This is a genomic window from Rubneribacter badeniensis (assembly GCF_002899695.1).
GTDB lineage: Bacteria > Actinomycetota > Coriobacteriia > Coriobacteriales > Eggerthellaceae > Rubneribacter > Rubneribacter badeniensis.
On the sequence record NZ_PPEL01000028.1, the window covers coordinates 1 to 17,764 of the forward strand.

The 17,764-nt window shown below is 62.9% G+C and carries 24 protein-coding genes; 21 read left to right on the forward strand and 3 right to left on the reverse strand.

Annotation, left to right across the window (positions count from 1 at the left end):
- On the reverse strand, window positions 1-589 hold a 589-nt coding region (locus C2L80_RS06210; protein ID WP_239938754.1), incomplete at its 3' end, for a class I SAM-dependent methyltransferase.
- A gap of 16 nt (window positions 590-605) precedes the next feature.
- Here C2L80_RS06210 and C2L80_RS06215 point away from each other — a divergent pair.
- From C2L80_RS06215 to C2L80_RS06240, 6 genes are all read left to right on the forward strand, one after another.
- The gene (locus C2L80_RS06215) at window positions 606-1,013 is read left to right on the forward strand and encodes a helix-turn-helix domain-containing protein (RefSeq protein ID WP_103262862.1); all 408 of its coding nucleotides are present in this window, start codon (window positions 606-608) and stop codon (window positions 1,011-1,013) included.
- 234 nt (window positions 1,014-1,247) lie between these two features.
- Window positions 1,248-1,574, forward strand: coding sequence for a VapC50 family PIN domain-containing toxin (locus tag C2L80_RS14150; protein WP_204217433.1), 327 nt, complete (start codon window positions 1,248-1,250; stop codon window positions 1,572-1,574).
- Window positions 1,575-1,682: 108 nt separating this feature from the next.
- A complete protein-coding gene (locus C2L80_RS06225; RefSeq protein ID WP_087194849.1) occupies window positions 1,683-2,939 on the forward strand; it encodes an ATP-binding protein in 1,257 nt (418 codons plus the stop codon).
- A 223-nt stretch (window positions 2,940-3,162) separates the two neighbouring features.
- Complete coding sequence (locus tag C2L80_RS06230; RefSeq protein WP_087194850.1) at window positions 3,163-3,864, forward strand: ABC transporter ATP-binding protein; 702 nt, start codon at window positions 3,163-3,165, stop codon at window positions 3,862-3,864.
- A gap of 9 nt (window positions 3,865-3,873) precedes the next feature.
- Complete coding sequence (locus tag C2L80_RS06235) at window positions 3,874-7,362, forward strand: FtsX-like permease family protein (RefSeq protein WP_103262865.1); 3,489 nt, start codon at window positions 3,874-3,876, stop codon at window positions 7,360-7,362.
- Window positions 7,363-7,891: 529 nt separating this feature from the next.
- Window positions 7,892-9,187, forward strand: coding sequence for a trigger factor (locus tag C2L80_RS06240; protein WP_087197998.1), 1,296 nt, complete (start codon window positions 7,892-7,894; stop codon window positions 9,185-9,187).
- A 113-nt stretch (window positions 9,188-9,300) separates the two neighbouring features.
- Here the strand turns inward: C2L80_RS06240 and C2L80_RS13860 are convergent, their stop codons facing one another.
- Both C2L80_RS13860 and C2L80_RS06250 read right to left on the reverse strand, forming a co-directional pair.
- Window positions 9,301-9,528, reverse strand: coding sequence for a helix-turn-helix domain-containing protein (locus C2L80_RS13860; RefSeq protein WP_157941028.1), 228 nt, complete (start codon window positions 9,526-9,528; stop codon window positions 9,301-9,303).
- 153 nt (window positions 9,529-9,681) lie between these two features.
- A complete protein-coding gene (locus C2L80_RS06250) occupies window positions 9,682-9,912 on the reverse strand; it encodes a helix-turn-helix domain-containing protein (protein WP_087198001.1) in 231 nt (76 codons plus the stop codon).
- Between the two features lie 332 nt (window positions 9,913-10,244).
- On the opposite strand from C2L80_RS06250, the gene C2L80_RS06255 reads away from it, so the two are divergent.
- From C2L80_RS06255 to rplR, 15 genes are all read left to right on the forward strand, one after another.
- Window positions 10,245-10,508, forward strand: a complete 264-nt coding sequence (locus C2L80_RS06255) for a hypothetical protein (RefSeq protein WP_129589908.1) — start codon at window positions 10,245-10,247, stop codon at window positions 10,506-10,508.
- Window positions 10,509-11,213: 705 nt separating this feature from the next.
- Entirely contained in the window at window positions 11,214-12,044 is an 831-nt protein-coding gene (gene rplB, locus C2L80_RS06260; protein ID WP_087194856.1) for a 50S ribosomal protein L2, read from the forward strand.
- A 22-nt stretch (window positions 12,045-12,066) separates the two neighbouring features.
- Window positions 12,067-12,342, forward strand: a complete 276-nt coding sequence (gene rpsS, locus C2L80_RS06265) for a 30S ribosomal protein S19 (protein WP_087194857.1) — start codon at window positions 12,067-12,069, stop codon at window positions 12,340-12,342.
- Window positions 12,343-12,355: 13 nt separating this feature from the next.
- Window positions 12,356-12,697, forward strand: coding sequence for a 50S ribosomal protein L22 (gene rplV / locus C2L80_RS06270; RefSeq protein ID WP_087194858.1), 342 nt, complete (start codon window positions 12,356-12,358; stop codon window positions 12,695-12,697).
- Between the two features lie 5 nt (window positions 12,698-12,702).
- Complete coding sequence (gene rpsC, locus C2L80_RS06275; RefSeq protein ID WP_087194859.1) at window positions 12,703-13,416, forward strand: 30S ribosomal protein S3; 714 nt, start codon at window positions 12,703-12,705, stop codon at window positions 13,414-13,416.
- Window positions 13,417-13,839, forward strand: coding sequence for a 50S ribosomal protein L16 (gene rplP, locus C2L80_RS06280; protein ID WP_087194860.1), 423 nt, complete (start codon window positions 13,417-13,419; stop codon window positions 13,837-13,839).
- Entirely contained in the window at window positions 13,840-14,034 is a 195-nt protein-coding gene (rpmC, locus tag C2L80_RS06285) for a 50S ribosomal protein L29 (protein ID WP_009306348.1), read from the forward strand. It abuts the gene before it with no gap.
- Window positions 14,035-14,061: 27 nt separating this feature from the next.
- A complete protein-coding gene (gene rpsQ, locus C2L80_RS06290) occupies window positions 14,062-14,322 on the forward strand; it encodes a 30S ribosomal protein S17 (protein ID WP_087194861.1) in 261 nt (86 codons plus the stop codon).
- Between the two features lie 49 nt (window positions 14,323-14,371).
- Window positions 14,372-14,740 carry a 50S ribosomal protein L14 gene (rplN, locus tag C2L80_RS06295; RefSeq protein WP_087194862.1) on the forward strand — a complete coding sequence of 123 codons (369 nt, stop codon included), beginning with the start codon at window positions 14,372-14,374 and terminating at the stop codon, window positions 14,738-14,740.
- A 14-nt stretch (window positions 14,741-14,754) separates the two neighbouring features.
- Entirely contained in the window at window positions 14,755-15,075 is a 321-nt protein-coding gene (gene rplX, locus C2L80_RS06300; RefSeq protein WP_103262863.1) for a 50S ribosomal protein L24, read from the forward strand.
- A 365-nt stretch (window positions 15,076-15,440) separates the two neighbouring features.
- Window positions 15,441-15,992: a 50S ribosomal protein L5 gene (rplE, locus tag C2L80_RS06310; RefSeq protein ID WP_087194864.1), complete on the forward strand. Its 552-nt coding sequence runs from the start codon at window positions 15,441-15,443 to the stop codon at window positions 15,990-15,992.
- 105 nt (window positions 15,993-16,097) lie between these two features.
- Entirely contained in the window at window positions 16,098-16,283 is a 186-nt protein-coding gene (locus C2L80_RS06315) for a type Z 30S ribosomal protein S14 (protein ID WP_087194865.1), read from the forward strand.
- 106 nt (window positions 16,284-16,389) lie between these two features.
- Complete coding sequence (gene rpsH / locus C2L80_RS06320) at window positions 16,390-16,788, forward strand: 30S ribosomal protein S8 (protein ID WP_087194866.1); 399 nt, start codon at window positions 16,390-16,392, stop codon at window positions 16,786-16,788.
- Between the two features lie 16 nt (window positions 16,789-16,804).
- Window positions 16,805-17,344 carry a 50S ribosomal protein L6 gene (rplF, locus tag C2L80_RS06325; protein ID WP_087194867.1) on the forward strand — a complete coding sequence of 180 codons (540 nt, stop codon included), beginning with the start codon at window positions 16,805-16,807 and terminating at the stop codon, window positions 17,342-17,344.
- A gap of 39 nt (window positions 17,345-17,383) precedes the next feature.
- Window positions 17,384-17,752, forward strand: coding sequence for a 50S ribosomal protein L18 (rplR, locus tag C2L80_RS06330; RefSeq protein ID WP_087194868.1), 369 nt, complete (start codon window positions 17,384-17,386; stop codon window positions 17,750-17,752).
- Window positions 17,753-17,764 lie beyond the last annotated feature (12 nt).

Genomic DNA, 17,764 nt, shown 5'->3' on the forward strand with positions numbered 1-17,764 from the left:
CTCGGCCGCCTCGGTCAGGCTGAACCCCGCCGCGACGGCCTCCACGGCGAGCTCCCTGGTCTCCAACGGGTACATGCGGACTCCAATCCGGACACCGGAGTGTCCAACTTTTTGTCCGCACCCCCTCACATCCTAAAAAATGTGTATTTCGTTCTCCTGTTATAAAGTAATTATCAATCGCCCAATATTGCGGTTTCCCATCATCTGTATAAATCCAATCCTGCCCAACTCCTGCGGTAAAAACAGGGTGTTCGATATTAAAAAGAAAAATTCCACCTGGTTTTAATGTCCTATACACTTTTTGAAATATTTCCACTATGTCCTCTATATAGTGCAGAGCTAAATTAGATATAACACAATCCCATTCATTTTCTGGATAGTCATATTCCTCTAATCCGCTAATACGATATTCAATTTGATTTCCTGAATTGCGCTTTTGGGCTTCCTCAATCATTTTCTTACTTAAATCGATCCCTAATATTTTTGTAGCTCCTTGTTCTTCTGCGAACTTGCAGTGCCAGCCATATCCGCACCCCAAGTCAAGAACAGATTTTCCTTCTAACGAAGGAAAGCGGACATAATCAAGCAAGGGAAGGGAGGACGGCATGGCGACGATGACGGCACCCGCCGCGACCATAGTGGACAACAGGACGGGCGACGCCACCTCGATCGACGCGAGGGCGTACGGCGCATTGCGGGCTTTCCTTCGGGCGCTCGGTGTGGCCTATACCGACGAGGGGGGGGACGACGTCCGCCTCACCACGGGGCAGGCCGCAGAGATCGTGGGCACTTCTCCGAGGACGATCGCGCGACTGATCGACTGCGGAAAGCTCAAGGGTGCGCGTGTTGGAGGCGGGCACCGCTACGTCATGCTCTCCGACCTCATGGCATTCGACCGTTGCTCTAGAGAGGAACGGGCATCGCGCCTTGGCGACATGCGCACCTGCGCCGCCGAAGAGGGCTTCTACGATCACGGCGGCGCGGTTGCGGACTACCTGAAGGGCTTCGAGTGAGCCGTCTAGCTAGGGCGCTCGTCGACGCCAACGTATTCGTCGCCACATGGACGCTCGATGTCGTGCTCACGCTCGCCGACCGGGGAATGGTAGAACCTCGCTGGTCCGAGGACGTGCTCGGTGAGGCAAGAGACGCCGTGAACCGGGTTCACGGGACGAGGAACGGCGCGAGTTACATCGCAGCGGTGGAGCGGGCCTTCCCCTATGCCCCGGTCGAGCTTGAGAAAAGCGACCTTGGGGACATCGAGCTGCCGGATCCAGATGACCGCCCACGTGGTCGCCGCCGTGCTCGCGGGCGGCTGCGACGTCATCGTGACGTACAACGTGAGGGACTTCCCCGCAGAGGCGCTCTCGCCGCTGGGGCTGCGCGCTCTTCAGCCCGACGACTTCCTCATGGAGGTCGCCGCCGCCGACCCCGATGGGGCAGTGGCGGCGGTACGGTCCATGGTCGCCGCCAAGAAGTACCCTCCCCGCACCATGGAGGAGGAACTTGAGGGGCTCCGCATCAACATGCTCGACAGGTTCGCCGACTTCATCGAGCGGGCGCTTGGGTCGCGCTGACGGGTCGTCGGCGAGCTGGGGCCAGAGCCGACGGCCTCTTGAACTGCAAGCCCAACCTCTATCTGAAATTTTTGCACAAAGACGCAAAAATTTCAGATAGGAGCAGCGATGATCATCCAGCGCCCCCGCTACATGGAGAAGTTGATCAGGGGAATGGGCTCCGGGCAGGTGAAAATCGTCACGGGCGTTCGCCGCTGCGGCAAATCCTTTCTGCTATTCGATCTCTTCAAAAGCCATCTGGTCGGCCAAGGCGTCCCCGAATCCAACATCTTCGAAATGGCCTTCGACCGGTTCAGCAGCAGAAAGTACCGCGACCCGGAGGTTTTCCATCCGTACCTGACGGCGCGCCTTGAGGGCGCCGCTGGAGCGCGTTACGTGCTTCTCGATGAAGTGCAGCTGCTCGGGGACTTCGCCGAGGTGCTTATCGATCTCATTGCGATGGAGGGCGTCGATGTCTACGTGACCGGCAGCAACGCCAAGCTGCTCTCCAAAGACGTCGTGACGGAGTTCCGCGGCCGTGGGCAGGAGATAGCGATGGCCCCTTTAAGCTTCTCCGAATTCATGAGCGCCTACGATGGCGGCAAGCACGACGGCTACCAAGAGTACGCCACCTACGGGGGTCTGCCGGGAATCTTCACGAGAGAAACTCCCGAGGAGAAAGCGGATTACCTGAACAGCCTCTACAAAGAGGTGTATCTGCGCGACATCGTGGAGCGAAACGTTGTGCGCGATTCGGGCAACCTCGAGGAGCTTGTGGACGTGTTGTCCTCCGCCATCGGCTCGCTCACCAACGCCTCCAAGCTCGCGGCGACGTTCAAAAGCAGGAAGGGGGCGCGCATGGCGCCCGAGACTGTGGAGTGCTACCTCTCGTTTCTGGAGGATTCGTTCCTGCTGCGCCGCGCGAAGCGCTACGACGTCAAGGGGCGACGCTACATAAGTACCCCCTTCAAGTTCTATTTCGCCGACCTGGGGCTGCGCAACGCTCGCATGAACTTCCGTCAGATGAAGGAGACCCACATCATGGAGAACGTCGTCTACAACGAACTTGTCGGGCGGGGGCTTGGTGTCGACGTCGGCGTTGTTCCGGTGAGCACGAAAGACGAGGACGGGAAGAGCCAGCGCGTGCAGCTGGAGATCGACTTCGTGTGCAACAGGGGCAGCAAGCGCTATTACGTGCAGTCCGCTTTCGCGCTTCCGACCTCTGAAAAGCGGGATCAAGAGCAGAGGCCGCTTCTCAAGGTCGACGACGGCTTCAAGAAGGTCATCGTGACGAAGGAGGGTCTTGAGCCGCATTACAACGAGAACGGCATCCTCATGATGAACGTGTACGACTTCCTCCTCAATCAAGACAGCTTGGATTTCTGATTGGCGTACGGCATCGCGAGCTGAGGCGTTGCCAGAATGACTGTTGACGGGGGCGAAGCGTTCGCAGCGTCCGTCCGCATCGAGCTTGTCTCAAGGCTGCTGCATGGCGCGACGTGGCGTTCTCGCTTTGCCTGTTTTGGAAGCTTGCCGAACTGGCATCCGGCCCAACGATGGTGTATCGTGGAAGGAGGGCCGGTTGAACGGGCGGTAAGAAGGAGTGCTCATGGCGTTCGTGGAGTTTCGCGATGTGCGGAAGGTGTACCGGATGGGCGAGGTCGAGGTGGCCGCGGTCGACGGTATGACGTTCGACATCGAGCGCGGCGAGCTCGTCGTTGTGGTGGGCCCCTCCGGCGCTGGCAAGACGACGCTGCTCAACATGCTCGGCGGCATGGATTCCTGCTCGTCGGGCTCGATCATGCTCGACGGACGCGAGGTGAGCGGCTTCTCAGAGAAAGAGCTCACGTACTACCGCCGCTATGACATCGGCTTCGTGTTCCAGTTCTACAACCTCGTGCAAAACCTCACCGCGCTCGAGAACGTGGAGCTGGCCAGCCAGATCTGCAAGGAGCCGCTCGATGCGGCCACGGTGCTTCGGCAGGTGGGGCTGGGGCACCGCCTGGACAACTTCCCCGCGCAGCTTTCCGGCGGCGAGCAGCAGCGCGTGGCCATCGCCCGCGCGCTCGCGAAGAACCCGAAGCTTCTGCTGTGCGACGAGCCGACGGGCGCGCTCGACTACCACACGGGCAAGGCCATCCTCAAGCTTTTGCAGGACACGTGCTATGACACCGGCAAGACCGTCGTGCTCATCACGCACAACTCGGCATTCACCGTCATCGCTGACCGCGTCATCCACATTCGCGAAGGGCGCGTGGCGGGCGTGGAGGTGAACGACGCGCCTGCGTCTGCCGAAACGCTCGAGTGGTAGGTGGCTTCGGTGGGAAACGCGTTCAACAAGGAGCTCGCCCGTTCGATCAGCCGCTCGCTCGGTCGCTTTCTGGCTATCGCGGCTATCGTGGCGCTGGGCACGGGCTTCTACGCCGGTTTGCGCATGACCGCGCCGGACATGAAGATCGCGGCTGACGAGTTCTTCGACGGCACGGGCCTCATGGATGTGCGCGTGCTCTCGACGCTCGGCCTCACCGACGATGACATTGCGGCGCTGCGCGACGTCGAGGGCGTGCAGGCCGTCATGCCCGCCTACGAGACGGACGTCATGGTCACCATGGCGGGTGAGCAGTACGCCACGCGCGTCCATTCGCTGCCCGACGCGGCGCGCGCATCCGACACGTCGGACGGGGTGCACGCCCGCACGGACGACCCCGACTACCTCAACCGCCCCATCCTCGTGGAGGGCGCATGGCCCGAGCGGGAGGGGGAGTGCGTGCTGTCTGCCGACCTCGTGGAGGCCGAGGGCGCGCGCATCGGCGACACGGTGCGCATCGACGAATGGTCTGAAGGGGCCGAGGACGCGCTCGTCACCACCGAGTACACGGTGGTGGGCTTCGTGAGTTCGCCGTACTACGCCACCTCGTCGAGCCTTGGCACCACGTCGCTCGGAAGCGGCTCCATCACGCAGTATATGTACGTGCCGGAAGACGACTTCTCGGAGGATCTGCCGTTCACCGAGGCGTTCGTTGCCGTGGCGGGCGCGGCAGAGGAGCGCTCCGACAGCGCGGCGTACGACGAGCTGGTGGCCGAGGTGACCGAGCGCATCGAGGCCCTTGCTCCCGCGCGCGAGCAGGCTCGCGCCGACGATTTGCGCGCCGACGCGCAGCGCGAGTTGGACGAGGCCCGCGCCGACTACGACGCGCAGAAGGCCGACGCCGAGGCGCAGCTTGCGGATGCGAAGGCGCAGCTCGACGATGCGGCCGCCGCCATCGCGGAGAACGAGCAGAAGCTGGCCGACGCCGAGGCGCAGCGCGATGCCGGCGCTGCGCAGTTGGAGGAGGAGCGAGCGCGTGCCGAAGCGCAGCTGGCCGACGCCGAGCGGCAGTTGGCCGACGGACGGGCGCAGGTGGACGAGGCGCGGCCCGCCATCGAGGAAGGGCAAGCGCAGCTTGAGGGGGCGTGGGCGCAGTGGCAGACGGGTGCGGACGCGCTCGCGCAAGCGCGTGCGAGCTGGCAGGAGCAAAGCGATGCGCTCAAGGCCGGCATGAGCCAGCTGCAGGAGGGTATCTTCCAGGCGCAAAGCGCCATCGATGAGCTGCAGCGCCAGATCGACGGGCTCGACCCCGACAAGGACGCCGACGCCATCGCCGCGCTCGAGGCGCAGAAAAGCACGGTAGCCGAGCAGAAACTGGCGCTGGAAGGCCAGCTTGGGGAGTTGGAGGCGCAGCGGCCCGCCCTTGAGGCGGCTGCGCGCGAATTGGACGCGCGCCAAGGCGAGGTGGATGCCGCCAAAGCCACCCTCGACGCCCAGCAAAGCGCGTTCGACCAGCAGAAGACCGCCTTCGATGCTGCCGTCGCCCAAACTGAGCAGGGCGCGACCAGCCTTTCCGCCGCCCGCCAGCAAGCCGACTCCCAGCTGGCCGCCGCGCAAGCCCAGCTCGACGACGCCGCCGCGCAGATAGCCGACGGCCGGGAGCAGCTTGCCCAGGGGCGCGCCGACTACGAGGCCGGCTTGGCCGAGTACGAGCGCCAGAAGGCCGATGCCGAGGAGCAGTTGGCCGAGGGACAGCGTGCGCTCGATGACGCGCAGCGCCAGATCGACTCCGTCGACAATCCCGCATGGTACGTCATGGACCGCACGGCCAACTACGGCGCGGCCAGCTTCGAGGCCGACGCCAACCGTGTCGACAACATCGCGGCGGTGTTCCCGTTCATCTTCTTCTTGGTGGCCGCACTCGTGGCGCTCACCACCATGACGCGCATGGTGGAGGAGGAACGGCTGCTCATCGGCACGTTCAAGGCGCTCGGCTACTCGCGTGCGCGCATCGCCTCGAAATACCTGGTCTACGCCTTCATTGCCAGTGCCGCTGGCAGCGTAGTGGGCATCGCCGTGCTCTCGCAGGTGCTGCCGGCGGTCATCATGAAGGCGTACGCCATCATCTACTTCGTGCCGTCCCTTCCTGTGCCGCTGCCGATGGACTGGGGCCTTGCGGCGCTCGCCGCCGGCCTCGGCGTGGGCGTGACGCTCGCGGCCACGGCTGCCGCCGCTGGCGCGTCCCTGCACGAGCGACCGGCCCTGCTCATGCAGCCGCGCGCTCCGAAGTCCGGCAAGCGCATCCTGCTCGAACGCGTGCGGCCGGTGTGGCGGCGGCTGTCGTTCTCGTGGAAGGTGACGTTCCGCAACCTGTTCCGCTACAAGAAGCGCCTCGTCATGACGGTTATCGGCATCGCGGGCTGCACGGCGCTCTTGCTGACGGGCCTGGGGCTGTCCGACGCCATCAACGACATCATCGACAACCAGTTCGGCACCATCACGAAGTACAACGCCATGATCACCGTGGAGGACGACCTTTCGCGCGACTCCCGCGAGGAGTTGGACGAGCTGCTTGTCGACGAGCGCTTCGTAAGCGCCAGCACGCCCGCGCAGCGCGAGAACATGCTGGCTTCGGGGCCCGACGACGAGGACGTGAGCGTGCAGGTGGTCGTGCCCGAGGAGCCGTCGCGGCTGGACGAATTCGTGCTCATGCGCACGCGCGTCGGCCACGAGCCCATCGAGCTGGGCGGCGACGGCGTCGTGCTCAGCGAAAAGCTGGCCGACCAGCTGGGCGTCGGGGTGGGCGACGAGGTGGCTCTGACCGAGCAGGATGCCATCGGCAACGCCACGGGGTCGTCGCATGCGGCCACGGTGACGGGCGTCATGGAGAACTACATCTACAACTACGTGTTCATCGGCCCCGACCGCTACGACGAGCTCATGGGCGGGCGGCCTCCCTACACCACCCTCCTCGCCGTCGTCACCGACGATCCCGACACGCGCGCGCAGCTGACCGAGCGGCTTGGCGCCATCGAGGGCGTGCGGACCGTCGCCTACAACGACGAGACGATCGACGCCTATCGCGAGATGCTTTCGAGCGTGAACATGATCGTGGTGGTGCTGGTGGCCGCCGCGGCGGCGCTCGCCTTCATCGTGCTGTACAACCTCACGAACATCAACATCACCGAGCGGATGCGTGAGATCGCCACGCTCAAAGTGCTCGGCTTCACGCCGCGGGAGGTGGACGCCTACATCTACCGCGAGATCGTGCTCTCGTCTGCCATCGGAAGCCTTGTCGGCTTGGCGTTGGGCGTGTGGATGGAAGGGTTCGTCGTGGTCACGGCCGAGGTCGACCAGGTGATGTTCGGCCGCGTCATCCATCCGGCCAGCTTCGCTATCGCCTTTGCGCTCACCATGGCGTTCACCGTGCTCGTGATGGTGGCGATGCGGCGCAAGCTCGCTGGCATCGACATGGTGGAGAGCCTTAAGTCGAACGAGTGACGCCTCCTGCGCGCCGCCCGCCTCGGGCGCGCTTCCACATGCGCCCTCTGTCGCACGCGCGCCCCTCGCGTGCCCCTCGCGAACTCCTCCCGAAGGACGCGCGTGCGGGAAATCCTTCGTTTTTTGGCCACGAAACCGCGTTCTGGCACGACGACCGCACGACGACCGTCCCCTTTCGCTTCGGACGGGCTCTTCTGCGCGGCGAAAGCCCAGGTCGGCGATTTCGGCAGAGCTGCCATGCCGCCGAAACGGGCTCGATTCGTGCCAGAACGCGGTTTCGTGGCCAAAAAATGGCCGGGAGTTTGCACGGAGCTCGCGCGCCGCCTTCCTTCGCGTTGCGAGCGGATGCCCTCGCCGTCCATCTCGCCGCACATCTTGCTATCCATCCTGCGCGCCCATCAGCTTGCGGGCGCATTCTCCGACTCGCATTCGGTTCGCGCTCGTGCCCTCCGCAGGCGTGCCGTGCGCCCCCTGCGCGCTTTTGCGCTACAATAGCGGTTCGACGACGAACGACAGAAGGGGACCCTCCATGAAAGTGACCGAGAAGAAGCTTGACGGCGGCCGCATCCAGCTTGAGGCTGTCGCATCCACCGCCGAAGTGAGCCACGCGCTCACCGTGGCGCATCGCGGTTTCGCCCAGCAGATGAACCTGCGCGTCGCCCCCGGCGGCTCGGTGGCCCAGGCGGCCGAAAAGGAGCTCGGCATCAAGGACCTCGATGCCGTCGTGCAGCAGCAAGCTGTCGAGTATCTTGTGCCGTTCGCCATCGACAAGCGCAACATCACCCCGGCGTTCCCTCCCGTGCCCAAGGTGGCCTCCGCGCTCAAGCGCGGCCAGACGTTCTCGTTCTCCCTCGTGGTCACGCCGAAGCCCGAGTACGAGCTGACCTCCTACGATCCGGTCACCATCACGGTGCCGCCGTTCGAGCTCGACCCAAAAGAAGTCGACGAGCAGCTTGCCCAGCTCGCCGACAACTACGCGGACTTCGTGGCCGACGACCCGCATCCCGTGCGCGAAGGCGACATCATGCTGCTCGCCCTCGAGGCGTCGCGCAACGGCGAGCGGATGGAGGGCCTTTCCACCGAGGGGCGCACCTACCTCATGGGGATGGGCCTCATGCCCGAGGAGTTCGAGCGGCAGCTTGTCGGCATGGAGGTGGGTGAGACGAAGTCGATCTCGTTCGCTGCGCCCGGCGCGCCCGACGATGGCGAGGGCGAGCGCATCGACTGCACCGTCACCGTGAAGGAGATGCAGAAGAAGGTTCTGCCCGCCATCGACGACGAGTGGGTGGCGAAGAACCTGCCCCTCTACCGCGACGCGGCGGCGTTGCGCGGCGGCATCGCCGACCGCCTGACTGCCGAGCGTCGGGCGCAGTACGAATCGTTCAAGATGCAGGCCGCCGCGTCCGAGCTCGCGCGCCGCTTCAAGGGCCGCATCCAGGACGAGGTGTACGAGGCGATGCGGAAGACCCTGCTTGAGAATCTGCGCGGGTCGCTCGCGCAGCAGGGCGTGCCGTTCGAGCAGTTCGTGCAGAGCCAGGGCGGCGAGCAGCAGTTCGGCATGCTCATGATGATGCAGGCGCGCGAGATGCTTGTGCAGGGCTACGCGCTCGACGCGCTGTTCCGTCACGAAAAGCTGACGCTCACCGAGGATGACCTCGACGCGGCGGCGCGCAGCATGAACCCGCAGGACCCCAAGGCCGTCCGTCGCGGGATGGAGGAGAACGGTCAGGGATTCGCGTTGCGCGAGGCGGCCGAGCGCATGAAGGCGAACCGCTGGCTGCTCGAACACGCCGAGGTGATCGTCGAGGAGCCGGCGAAGTCCTAGGCGCTACGCGCCGACGCGTCGCGCAGCGGCGGGGTAGGGGGATTGCACGATGCGCTTGCCTGTGACGCCCTCGGGTCGCATGAAGCTGCCCGAGGGCGTTTTCCGTGTTCTTGCTACCTCAGAAGATCGATCACCTCGACGCCAAGCCCCTCTGCCACCTTGCGGATGGTCGAAAGCCTTGTGTTTGGCGCCCCTTTCTCAACTTTGTTAAGTGTTGGTCTGCCAATATTCACCATGAGGCAAAAGCGCTCCTTCCCGATTCTCTGCTCTCTGCGAAGTCGCTTCACGTTCTTTGCGATGATCTCCTCGGGGCTTGTTTGGCTCTTTTCAGAATGTTTCATAGATGCTCCTTTCGCTCCTCTTGTGTCGTCTCCGGTGTTTCTCCAGCCGTCTCTCCATTGGCGGTGGCCTCTCATTGCGGCGCAGCGTTTTGTTGCAGGTGGCAGCGCGTATGGGCTCGGCAGACCATGTGCGGGAGTTCGCATTCGGGCTTCTCAAGAGAGTTCCTCCAACAGGTCGGCAACCTCGACTCCGAGGCCTTCGGCCACCTTGCGGATGGTCGAGAGCTTCGCGTTCGGCGCTCCCTCCTCGATTTGGTCGAGCGTCGGCCTTCCGATGCCCGTCATGAGGCAGAAGCGGGCTTTGCCCAGGCCTTGCTTCATGCGAAGCCGTCTCACGTTTCTCGCGATGGCCTCTTCCGGTGTCGTGCGGTGCGTTTCGTGCATGTCCGTCTCTCTCCTTTCTGAAAATCGCGATAAGCTTTCCCGCCAGCGGAAAACATGTTATGAAGCGAGGATGGCGGCGCATTGCTGCATGCGGGCTTATCGCCGGACTCGTTTTTGGCGATTGACGTGCTGTTCCGCGTGAGGTAATGAGGGCGAGGGGCGCATACGCAAAGAAGCGCCGCGCGTGCGCTCTCTTGCAGAAAAGCCGCTTCTTTCGCCGGTTTTATCCTCCGGGATACGTGTGTCTGTGATTTAATGAAAAACGATAAAAGCCGTCGTACGAATGACCCATTTTCATTCGGGAAAGCGAGGCGAGAGTGAGGATGGACGAGATGAGGCTTCCAGTGCGTGCGCGTATCGACGCTTCGAGGGAGGAGTTGGAGGAGTGCTTCGTTCAGTACCATTCGTGCGTCGAGAGGCTTAAGACGTATCGCTCCGAACTGGAAAGCCGTATCGAGTGTTTGAACGCAAGCGCCGTGGAGGATATCGAGCGGCTTGAATCTGAGGAGAAGGATGTTGATCGCATGATCAACACGGGCCAGGCTCATCTTGCTTCGATGGTGGCCATGCGCGCCCTTTCGCTGCATGTGCAGTGATGGGTGACGCTCGGGTTGCTCTTTGCTGCTCTGCCGGTTGCTTTGCCATGTGGCCGGCAATCTTTCTTGCGGTTCCGCTTTTTGGATGTCTTTGCATTGGCGTTGGTGCTGCTGATGGCTTGAACTTCGCGGGTTTCTTCAAAGGGCTTTGGTTTTGAAGGATCTCGCTTACTGATTATTCTTTCTCCGCTTTGCTCCGCGATGCAAATTGATGTTTGCAAATGGCTTTGAGGGGAAGAGGTTCGGTTGGCTGGGCTTGGGGAGCGCAATGCTCGCTGGGAGTGAGGTTCGAGTTTTGCCCAGTTCGCTTCGGCAAGCTCGATCGCTGTTGCTCTTCGCGTTCCTTAGTGATAGAAATTGTCTTTGCGCCGAGCTTTTGTCCTTCGCAAGTTCTTCGAAGGACAAAGGGGTGGGTTGGCTGCATGATTGTGGCTACCCCCGGAGTTTCCGTCGTTTCTCGACCTCTCTTGTGTGCAGGTTGTGTCCGAATGCCCATCAGGAAATTCTTCTTGAATAGCCGGGGTTTTCTGCGTATAATTCTCGTTTGCGTCTGGCCATAGATGGATACACCCGGACGCGTGGCACATCGGAGTCGCACGGGCCAAGCCTCCCCACGGTTCGTCGCGGCAATCGAGTCCACGAAGAGACGAAGGGTTTTCGGGGTACGGAGAGGCGTGCGAGCGAGAACCCGCAGAAAGGAAAGACATGGGAGTCAAACAGTACAAGCCGACAAGCCCCGGCCGACGCTTCCAGACGGTCTCGGACTTCTCCGAGATCACGACGGACAAGCCGGAGAAGTCCCTGCTTGCGCCGCTGTCCAACAAGGCAGGTCGCAACAACAACGGCCGCATCACCACCCGCCATCAGGGCGGTGGCAACAAGCGCCGTTACCGCATCATCGACTTCAAGCGCAACAAAGATGGCGTGCCCGCCAAGGTCGCTACCATCGAGTACGACCCGAACCGCAGCGCCCGCATCGCCCTTCTGCACTATGTTGACGGCGAGAAGCGCTACATCCTGCATCCGAAGGGCCTGTGCGTGGGCGACACGGTGATGAGCGGCCCCGAGGCCGACATCAAGCCGGGCAACGCGCTGCCCTTGGCCAACATCCCTGTCGGTACGCTCATCCACGCGGTCGAGCTGCAGCCGGGCAAGGGCGCGGCCATCGCCCGCTCTGCCGGCACGAGCATCCAGCTCATGGGCAAGGAGGGCAACTACGCCATCCTGCGCATGCCGTCCTCCGAGATGCGCCGCGTGCTCGTCACCTGCCGCGCCACCATCGGCGAGGTGGGCAACGCCGAGCATTCCAACATCAAGATCGGCAAGGCCGGCCGCAACCGCTGGAAGGGCATCCGTCCGAGCGTTCGCGGCACCGTCATGAACCCGGTCGACCACCCGCACGGCGGCGGCGAGGGCAAGAACAAGTCCGCCGGTCGTCACCCGGTCACCCCGTGGGGCGTTCCCACGAAGGGCCATCGCACCCGCAATCCCAAGAAGGCTTCGAGCCGCTTGATCATCCGCCGTCGCAAGAAGTAGCGCAAAGCGTTAAGGAGTAATAGTGAGTAGAAGTTTGAAGAAGGGTCCTTTCGTCGAACCGCGCCTTCTTGATCGCATCGAGAAGATGAACGCGGCGGGCGAGAAGAACGTCGTCAAGACCTGGTCGCGCGCGAGCACCATCTTCCCGGAGATGGTGGGCCACACCATCGCCGTGCACGACGGTCGCAAGCACGTGCCGGTGTACGTCACCGAATCCATGGTCGGCCACAAGCTGGGCGAATTCGCCCCGACCCGCACGTTCAAGGGTCACTCTGCCGACAAGGGCAAGAAGCGATAAGAAGGGGTGAACAATGGAAGCTAAAGCAACCGCACGCTACGTCCGCGTTTCGCCCCGCAAGGCACGCGTCGTCATCGACTTGGTTCGCGGCAAGTCCGTGCCTGCCGCCCGCGAGATCCTGCAGTTCTCCGACCGCGCGGTCGCGGAGGTTGTCGCCAAGGTGCTCAACTCCGCTGTGGCCAACGCCGAGAACCAGCATCATGTGCGTCCGGAGACGCTTGTCGTGAAGACGGCCTTCGCCGACGAGGGCCCCACGCTCAAGCGCATCCGTCCGCGCGCCAAGGGTTCGGCGTCGCGCATCCGCAAGCGCACGAGCCACATCACGATCATCGTTGCACCGCGAGAGGAGGCATAAGCCGCATGGGTCAGAAAGTAAGCCCCACCGGATTCCGCCTCGGCATCACCGAGGAATGGCGCAGCCGTTGGTACGCCGATAAGGATTACGCCAAGAACCTGGAAAACGACCTGGCCATCAGGAAGTTCTTGGACAAGCAGCTCGCCCGTGCCGCCGTCTCCAAAGTCGAGATCGAGCGTGCCGGCGACAAGATCAAGATCGTCGTCACCACGGCCCGTCCCGGCGTCGTGATCGGCAAGAAGGGCGCCGAGATCGACGCGCTTCGCAAGAAGCTGGAGAAGGTGGCCAACGGCCCCGTGTCTATCGAGGTCATCGAGGTGAAGCGTCCCGAACTCGACGCCGCGCTCATCGCGCAGTCCGTCGCCGAGCAGCTCGAGGGCCGCGTGGCCTTCCGTCGCGCCATGCGCAAGGCGGTCCAGTCTGCCCGCAAGAGCGGCGCGAAGGGCATCCGCATCCAGTGCTCCGGTCGCCTCGGCGGCGCGGAGATGAGCCGCCGCGAGTGGTACCGCGAGGGTCGCGTGCCGCTGCACACGCTGCGTGCCAAGATCGACTACGGTTTCTCCACCGCCGCCACCACGATGGGCTCCATCGGCGTGCAGGTGTGGGTGTACCACGGAGAGGTGCTTCCCGGCCAGAAGGCGCCGCAGCCGGCGCTCGAGGGTAGCTCCCGCCCGAGCCGTCCCCGTCGCAACGATCGTAACGATAGGAGGGCAAAGTAAATGCTCGTACCTAAGCGCGTGAAGCACCGCAAGGTGCAGCGTGGTTCCATGAAGGGCAAGGCCAAGGGCGGCACCCGTCTGAACCACGGCTCTTACGGCATCCAGGCGCTCGAGGCCGCTTGGATCACCAACCGCCAGATCGAGGCCGCTCGTATTGCCATGACCCGCTACATGAAGCGCGGCGGCAAGGTGTGGATCACGATCTTCCCCGACAAGCCCATCACCAAGAAGCCGGCTGAGACTCGCATGGGCTCCGGCAAGGGCAACCCCGAGGCATGGGTCGCGGTCGTCAAGCCCGGTCGCATCATGTTCGAGATCGACGGCGTCGAGGAGGCCACCGCCAAGGAGGCGCTTCGTCTCGCCATCAACAAGTTGCCCATCAAGTGCAAGGTTGTTTCTCGCGAAACGGAAGGGCAGGAATAGATGAAAGCAGCAGAGATCCGTGAGCTGTCTGCCGACGATCTGCAGGCGAAACTCAAAGAAGCGCGTGCGGAGCTTTTCAACCTGCGCTTCCAGATGGCCACGAGCCAGCTCGACAACACCGCCCGCGTGAAGCAGGTCAAGAAGGACATCGCCCGCATCCAGACCGAGATGCGTGCCCGCGAGCTGAGCGCTTAAGGCTCGTCTAAGGAAGGTTGAATACACATGAGTGAAGTTCGCAACTCCCGCAAGGTCCGTCAGGGCGTCGTCGTGAGCGCGGTTAACGACAAGACCATCGTGGTGCAGGTCAAGGAGCGCAAGCCGCATCCGGTGTACGGCAAGATGATGACCACCACCAAGAAGTTCCACGCCCACGACGAGAACAACGAGGCCGGCTTCGGCGACACCGTGCGCATCATGGAGACGCGCCCCCTGTCGAAGATGAAGCGCTGGCGCTTGGTCGAGATCATCGAGAAGGCCAAGTAGTTCTCGCTCATCTGCGACAGACTACCGAGACGAAAGTTAGGTTGAAGCAATGATTCAGATGCAATCCATGCTCGCGGTGGCCGACAACTCCGGCGCTCGCAAGGTGCAGTGCATCAAGGTCCTCGGCGGCTCCAAGCGCCGTTACGCAGGGCTGGGCGATGTCATCATCTGCAGCGTCAAAGAGGCCGCGCCGAACGGCAACGTGAAGAAGGGCGACGTCGTCCGCTGCGTTATCGTGCGCGTGAAGAAGGAAGTGCGCCGTCCCGACGGCAGCTACATCAGGTTCGACCAGAACGCCGCCGTGCTCATCGACGCGAACGGCGCGCCGCGCGGCACGCGCATCTTCGGGCCCGTCGCCCGCGAGCTGCGCGACAAGAAGTACATGAAGATCGTGTCCCTCGCTCCCGAGACGCTGTAAGGAGGTGTGCGCAAATGAATAGCATGCATGTGAAAAAGGGTGACAAGGTGCGCGTCCTGTCCGGCAAGGACAAGGGCAAGGAGGGCGTCATCCTGCGTGCGCTCCCGCAGAAGCAGCGCGTCGTGGTGGAGAAGGTCAACATCGCCAAGAAGGCGATGCGCCCCACGCAGCAGAACCCGCAGGGCGGCATCGCCTCCATCGAGGCTCCCATCCACGTGTCCAACGTCATGCTCGTGTGCCCCGCGTGCAAGCAGCCCTCGCGCGTGAGCAAGCGCGTCAACGAGCAGGGCAAGAAAGTCCGCGTCTGCAAGAAGTGCGGCAAGGATATCGACTAGCGGTTCCGTCGGCCTGACGGCCGGTGGAACGGGTCGACGCTGCGGCCTCCCGCAGCACCCCGCCTCGCGGCGAAGCCGAGGGTTCGCGTACCGAAGTACGCTTCACCCTCGCCTTCCCCACGATTCGGGGCACTGCGGAAGCCCTCGCTGACGTTACGAACGACCAGTGGGGTGCTAGTGGGGTGCTGACCGACCTGCTGACGCTGTGAACGACCGGTGAGGTTTTAATCAGTCTCCCTGGTTGACGTTGCGGAATGATCGGCGGGCAAGCGTCGAAGATGTACTATAATGACCCCTGCTGCTTTCGCGGCAAGGGACGCAGGGTCGGAAATCCTGCGTTTAATTCATCGAAAGGAACAAGGCACATGACCGCTCCTCGTTTGAAGGAAAAGTACCAAAGCGAGATCATCGCCAAGCTCGAGAAGGATCTGGAGCTCAAGAACATCAACCAGGTTCCGCGTCTCGAGAAGATCGTCGTGAACATGGGTGTGGGCGCTGCTGCGTCCGACCACAAGCTGCTCGATTCCGCGATGGCCGACCTGCGCGTCATCACGGGCCAGCAGCCCGCCGTCACCCGCGCCAAGAAGTCCATCGCGGGCTTCCATGTGCGCGAGGGCCAGCCCATCGGCTGCAAGGTGACGCTGCGCGGCGACCGCATGTGGGAGTTTCTCGACCGTCTGCTGGCCACGGCGCTGCCGCGCGTGCGCGACTTCCGCGGCATCTCGCCGAAGAGCTTTGACGGTCGCGGCAACTACACGCTCGGCATCACCGAGCAGCTGATCTTCCCGGAGATCGACTACGACAAGATCGACCGCACGCGTGGCATGGACATCACGTTCGTGACGACGGCTGAGAATAACGACGACGCCTTCGCGCTGCTCAGCGCGCTGGGCTTCCCGTTCAAGGACAAGGAGTAACGCTCTCCCTGTTCGCCCAAGGCCGCTTTCGGGCGGTCTGCGCTGAAAGTGCACTCGAGCCCTTTCGAAAGCCGAAGGGGCTGGATACGAGAAAGAAGGAATTGCATGGCTAAGAAATCGATGATCGCCAAGGCCAAGCGCGAGCCGAAGTTCTCGACGCGCCAGCACAACCGCTGCACGCGCTGCGGACGTCCCCGCGCCTACTACCGCAAGTTCGGCCTGTGCCGTGTCTGCTTGCGCGAGCTGGCCAACAAAGGCGAACTGCCCGGTGTGACCAAGGCGTCGTGGTAAGCGACACAACGGAAACGCTTGGGCGTGCCACGGTTCAGGCGGAGGCGTTACGGGCGCCGACGAACCGGACCTGCAGGCTCATCACGGACCAAAGGAGAAACCAATCATGACCATGACCGATCCCATCGCAGACATGCTTACGCGCGTGCGTAACGCTAACTCTGCCGGCAAGCAGACGGTGTCCATGCCGTCGAGCAAGAAACTTGTCGAGATAGCCCGCATCATGAAGGAAGAGGGCTACATCCAGGGTTACGACATCATCGAGGGCGAGCCTCGCGCTACCCTCGAGATCGTGCTCAAGTACGGCGACAAGAAGGCCAAGACCATTCGCGGCATCAAGCGCATTTCCAAGCCGGGTCTGCGCATTTACGCTGGCAAGGACGAGCTGCCGCGCGTGCTCGGCGGCCTTGGCACGGCGATCGTCTCGACGAGCAACGGCGTCATGACCGACCGCGATGCCCGCAAGAAGGGCATCGGCGGCGAAGTCATCGCCTATATTTGGTAGGAAAGGGAGGTTTGACATGTCTCGTATCGGCAAGCTGCCCATCACCGTTCCTGCCGGCGTCGAGGTGACCATCGACGGCACGACGGTGACGGTGAAGGGGGCGAAAGGCGAGCTGACTCGCACGTTCCCCGAGATCATGACTATCAAGCAGGAGAACGGCGAAGTTATCGTCGAGCGTCCTGATGATTCTCGCGAAGCGAAGGCCTACCATGGCCTCGTGCGCACGCTCATCTCCAACATGGTGGAGGGCGTGTCCAACGGCTTTTCCAAGAAGCTGCAGTTAGTGGGCGTGGGCTACCGCGCCGCGCTCAAGGGCAAGGATCTTGAGATGCAGCTGGGCTTCTCCCATCCCGTGCTGGTGGAGGCTCCCGAGAACATCACGTTCGAGGTGCCCAGCCAGACGGAGATCATCGTGAACGGCATCTCCAAGGAGCAGGTCGGCCAGGTTGCCGCGAACATCCGCAAGTGGCGCAAGCCGGAGCCTTACAAGGGCAAGGGCATCCGCTACGAAGGCGAGCATGTGCGCCGCAAGGTCGGCAAGGCTGGCAAGGACTAGGCCTCGCGCCGCGTACGATTGAGATCGAAGGGATAATCAATGAACAAGCTTCAGAAAAAGCAAGCTGCGCTGGCTCGTCGCCATCGTCGCGTTCGCGGGAAGATCTCCGGCACGCCGGCTCGTCCTCGCCTGTGCGTCACGCGCAGCAACTCCAACATCTACGTGCAGTTCGTCGACGACGTCGCCGGCAAGACCATCTGCGGCGTCTCCACGCTCGGCCCCGAGTTCAAGGCCACGGGCAAGAGCGGCGCGACCGTCGAGGGCGCTGCCGCCCTCGGTGCGATCGCGGGCAAGAAAGCGCAGGAGTCCGGTGTCACGGAAGTCGTGTTCGACCGTGGTGGCCACCTGTATCACGGTCGTGTGAAGGCTCTTGCCGAAGCCGCCCGTGAAGCCGGGTTGAAATTCTAGAAGGGGTTAAGG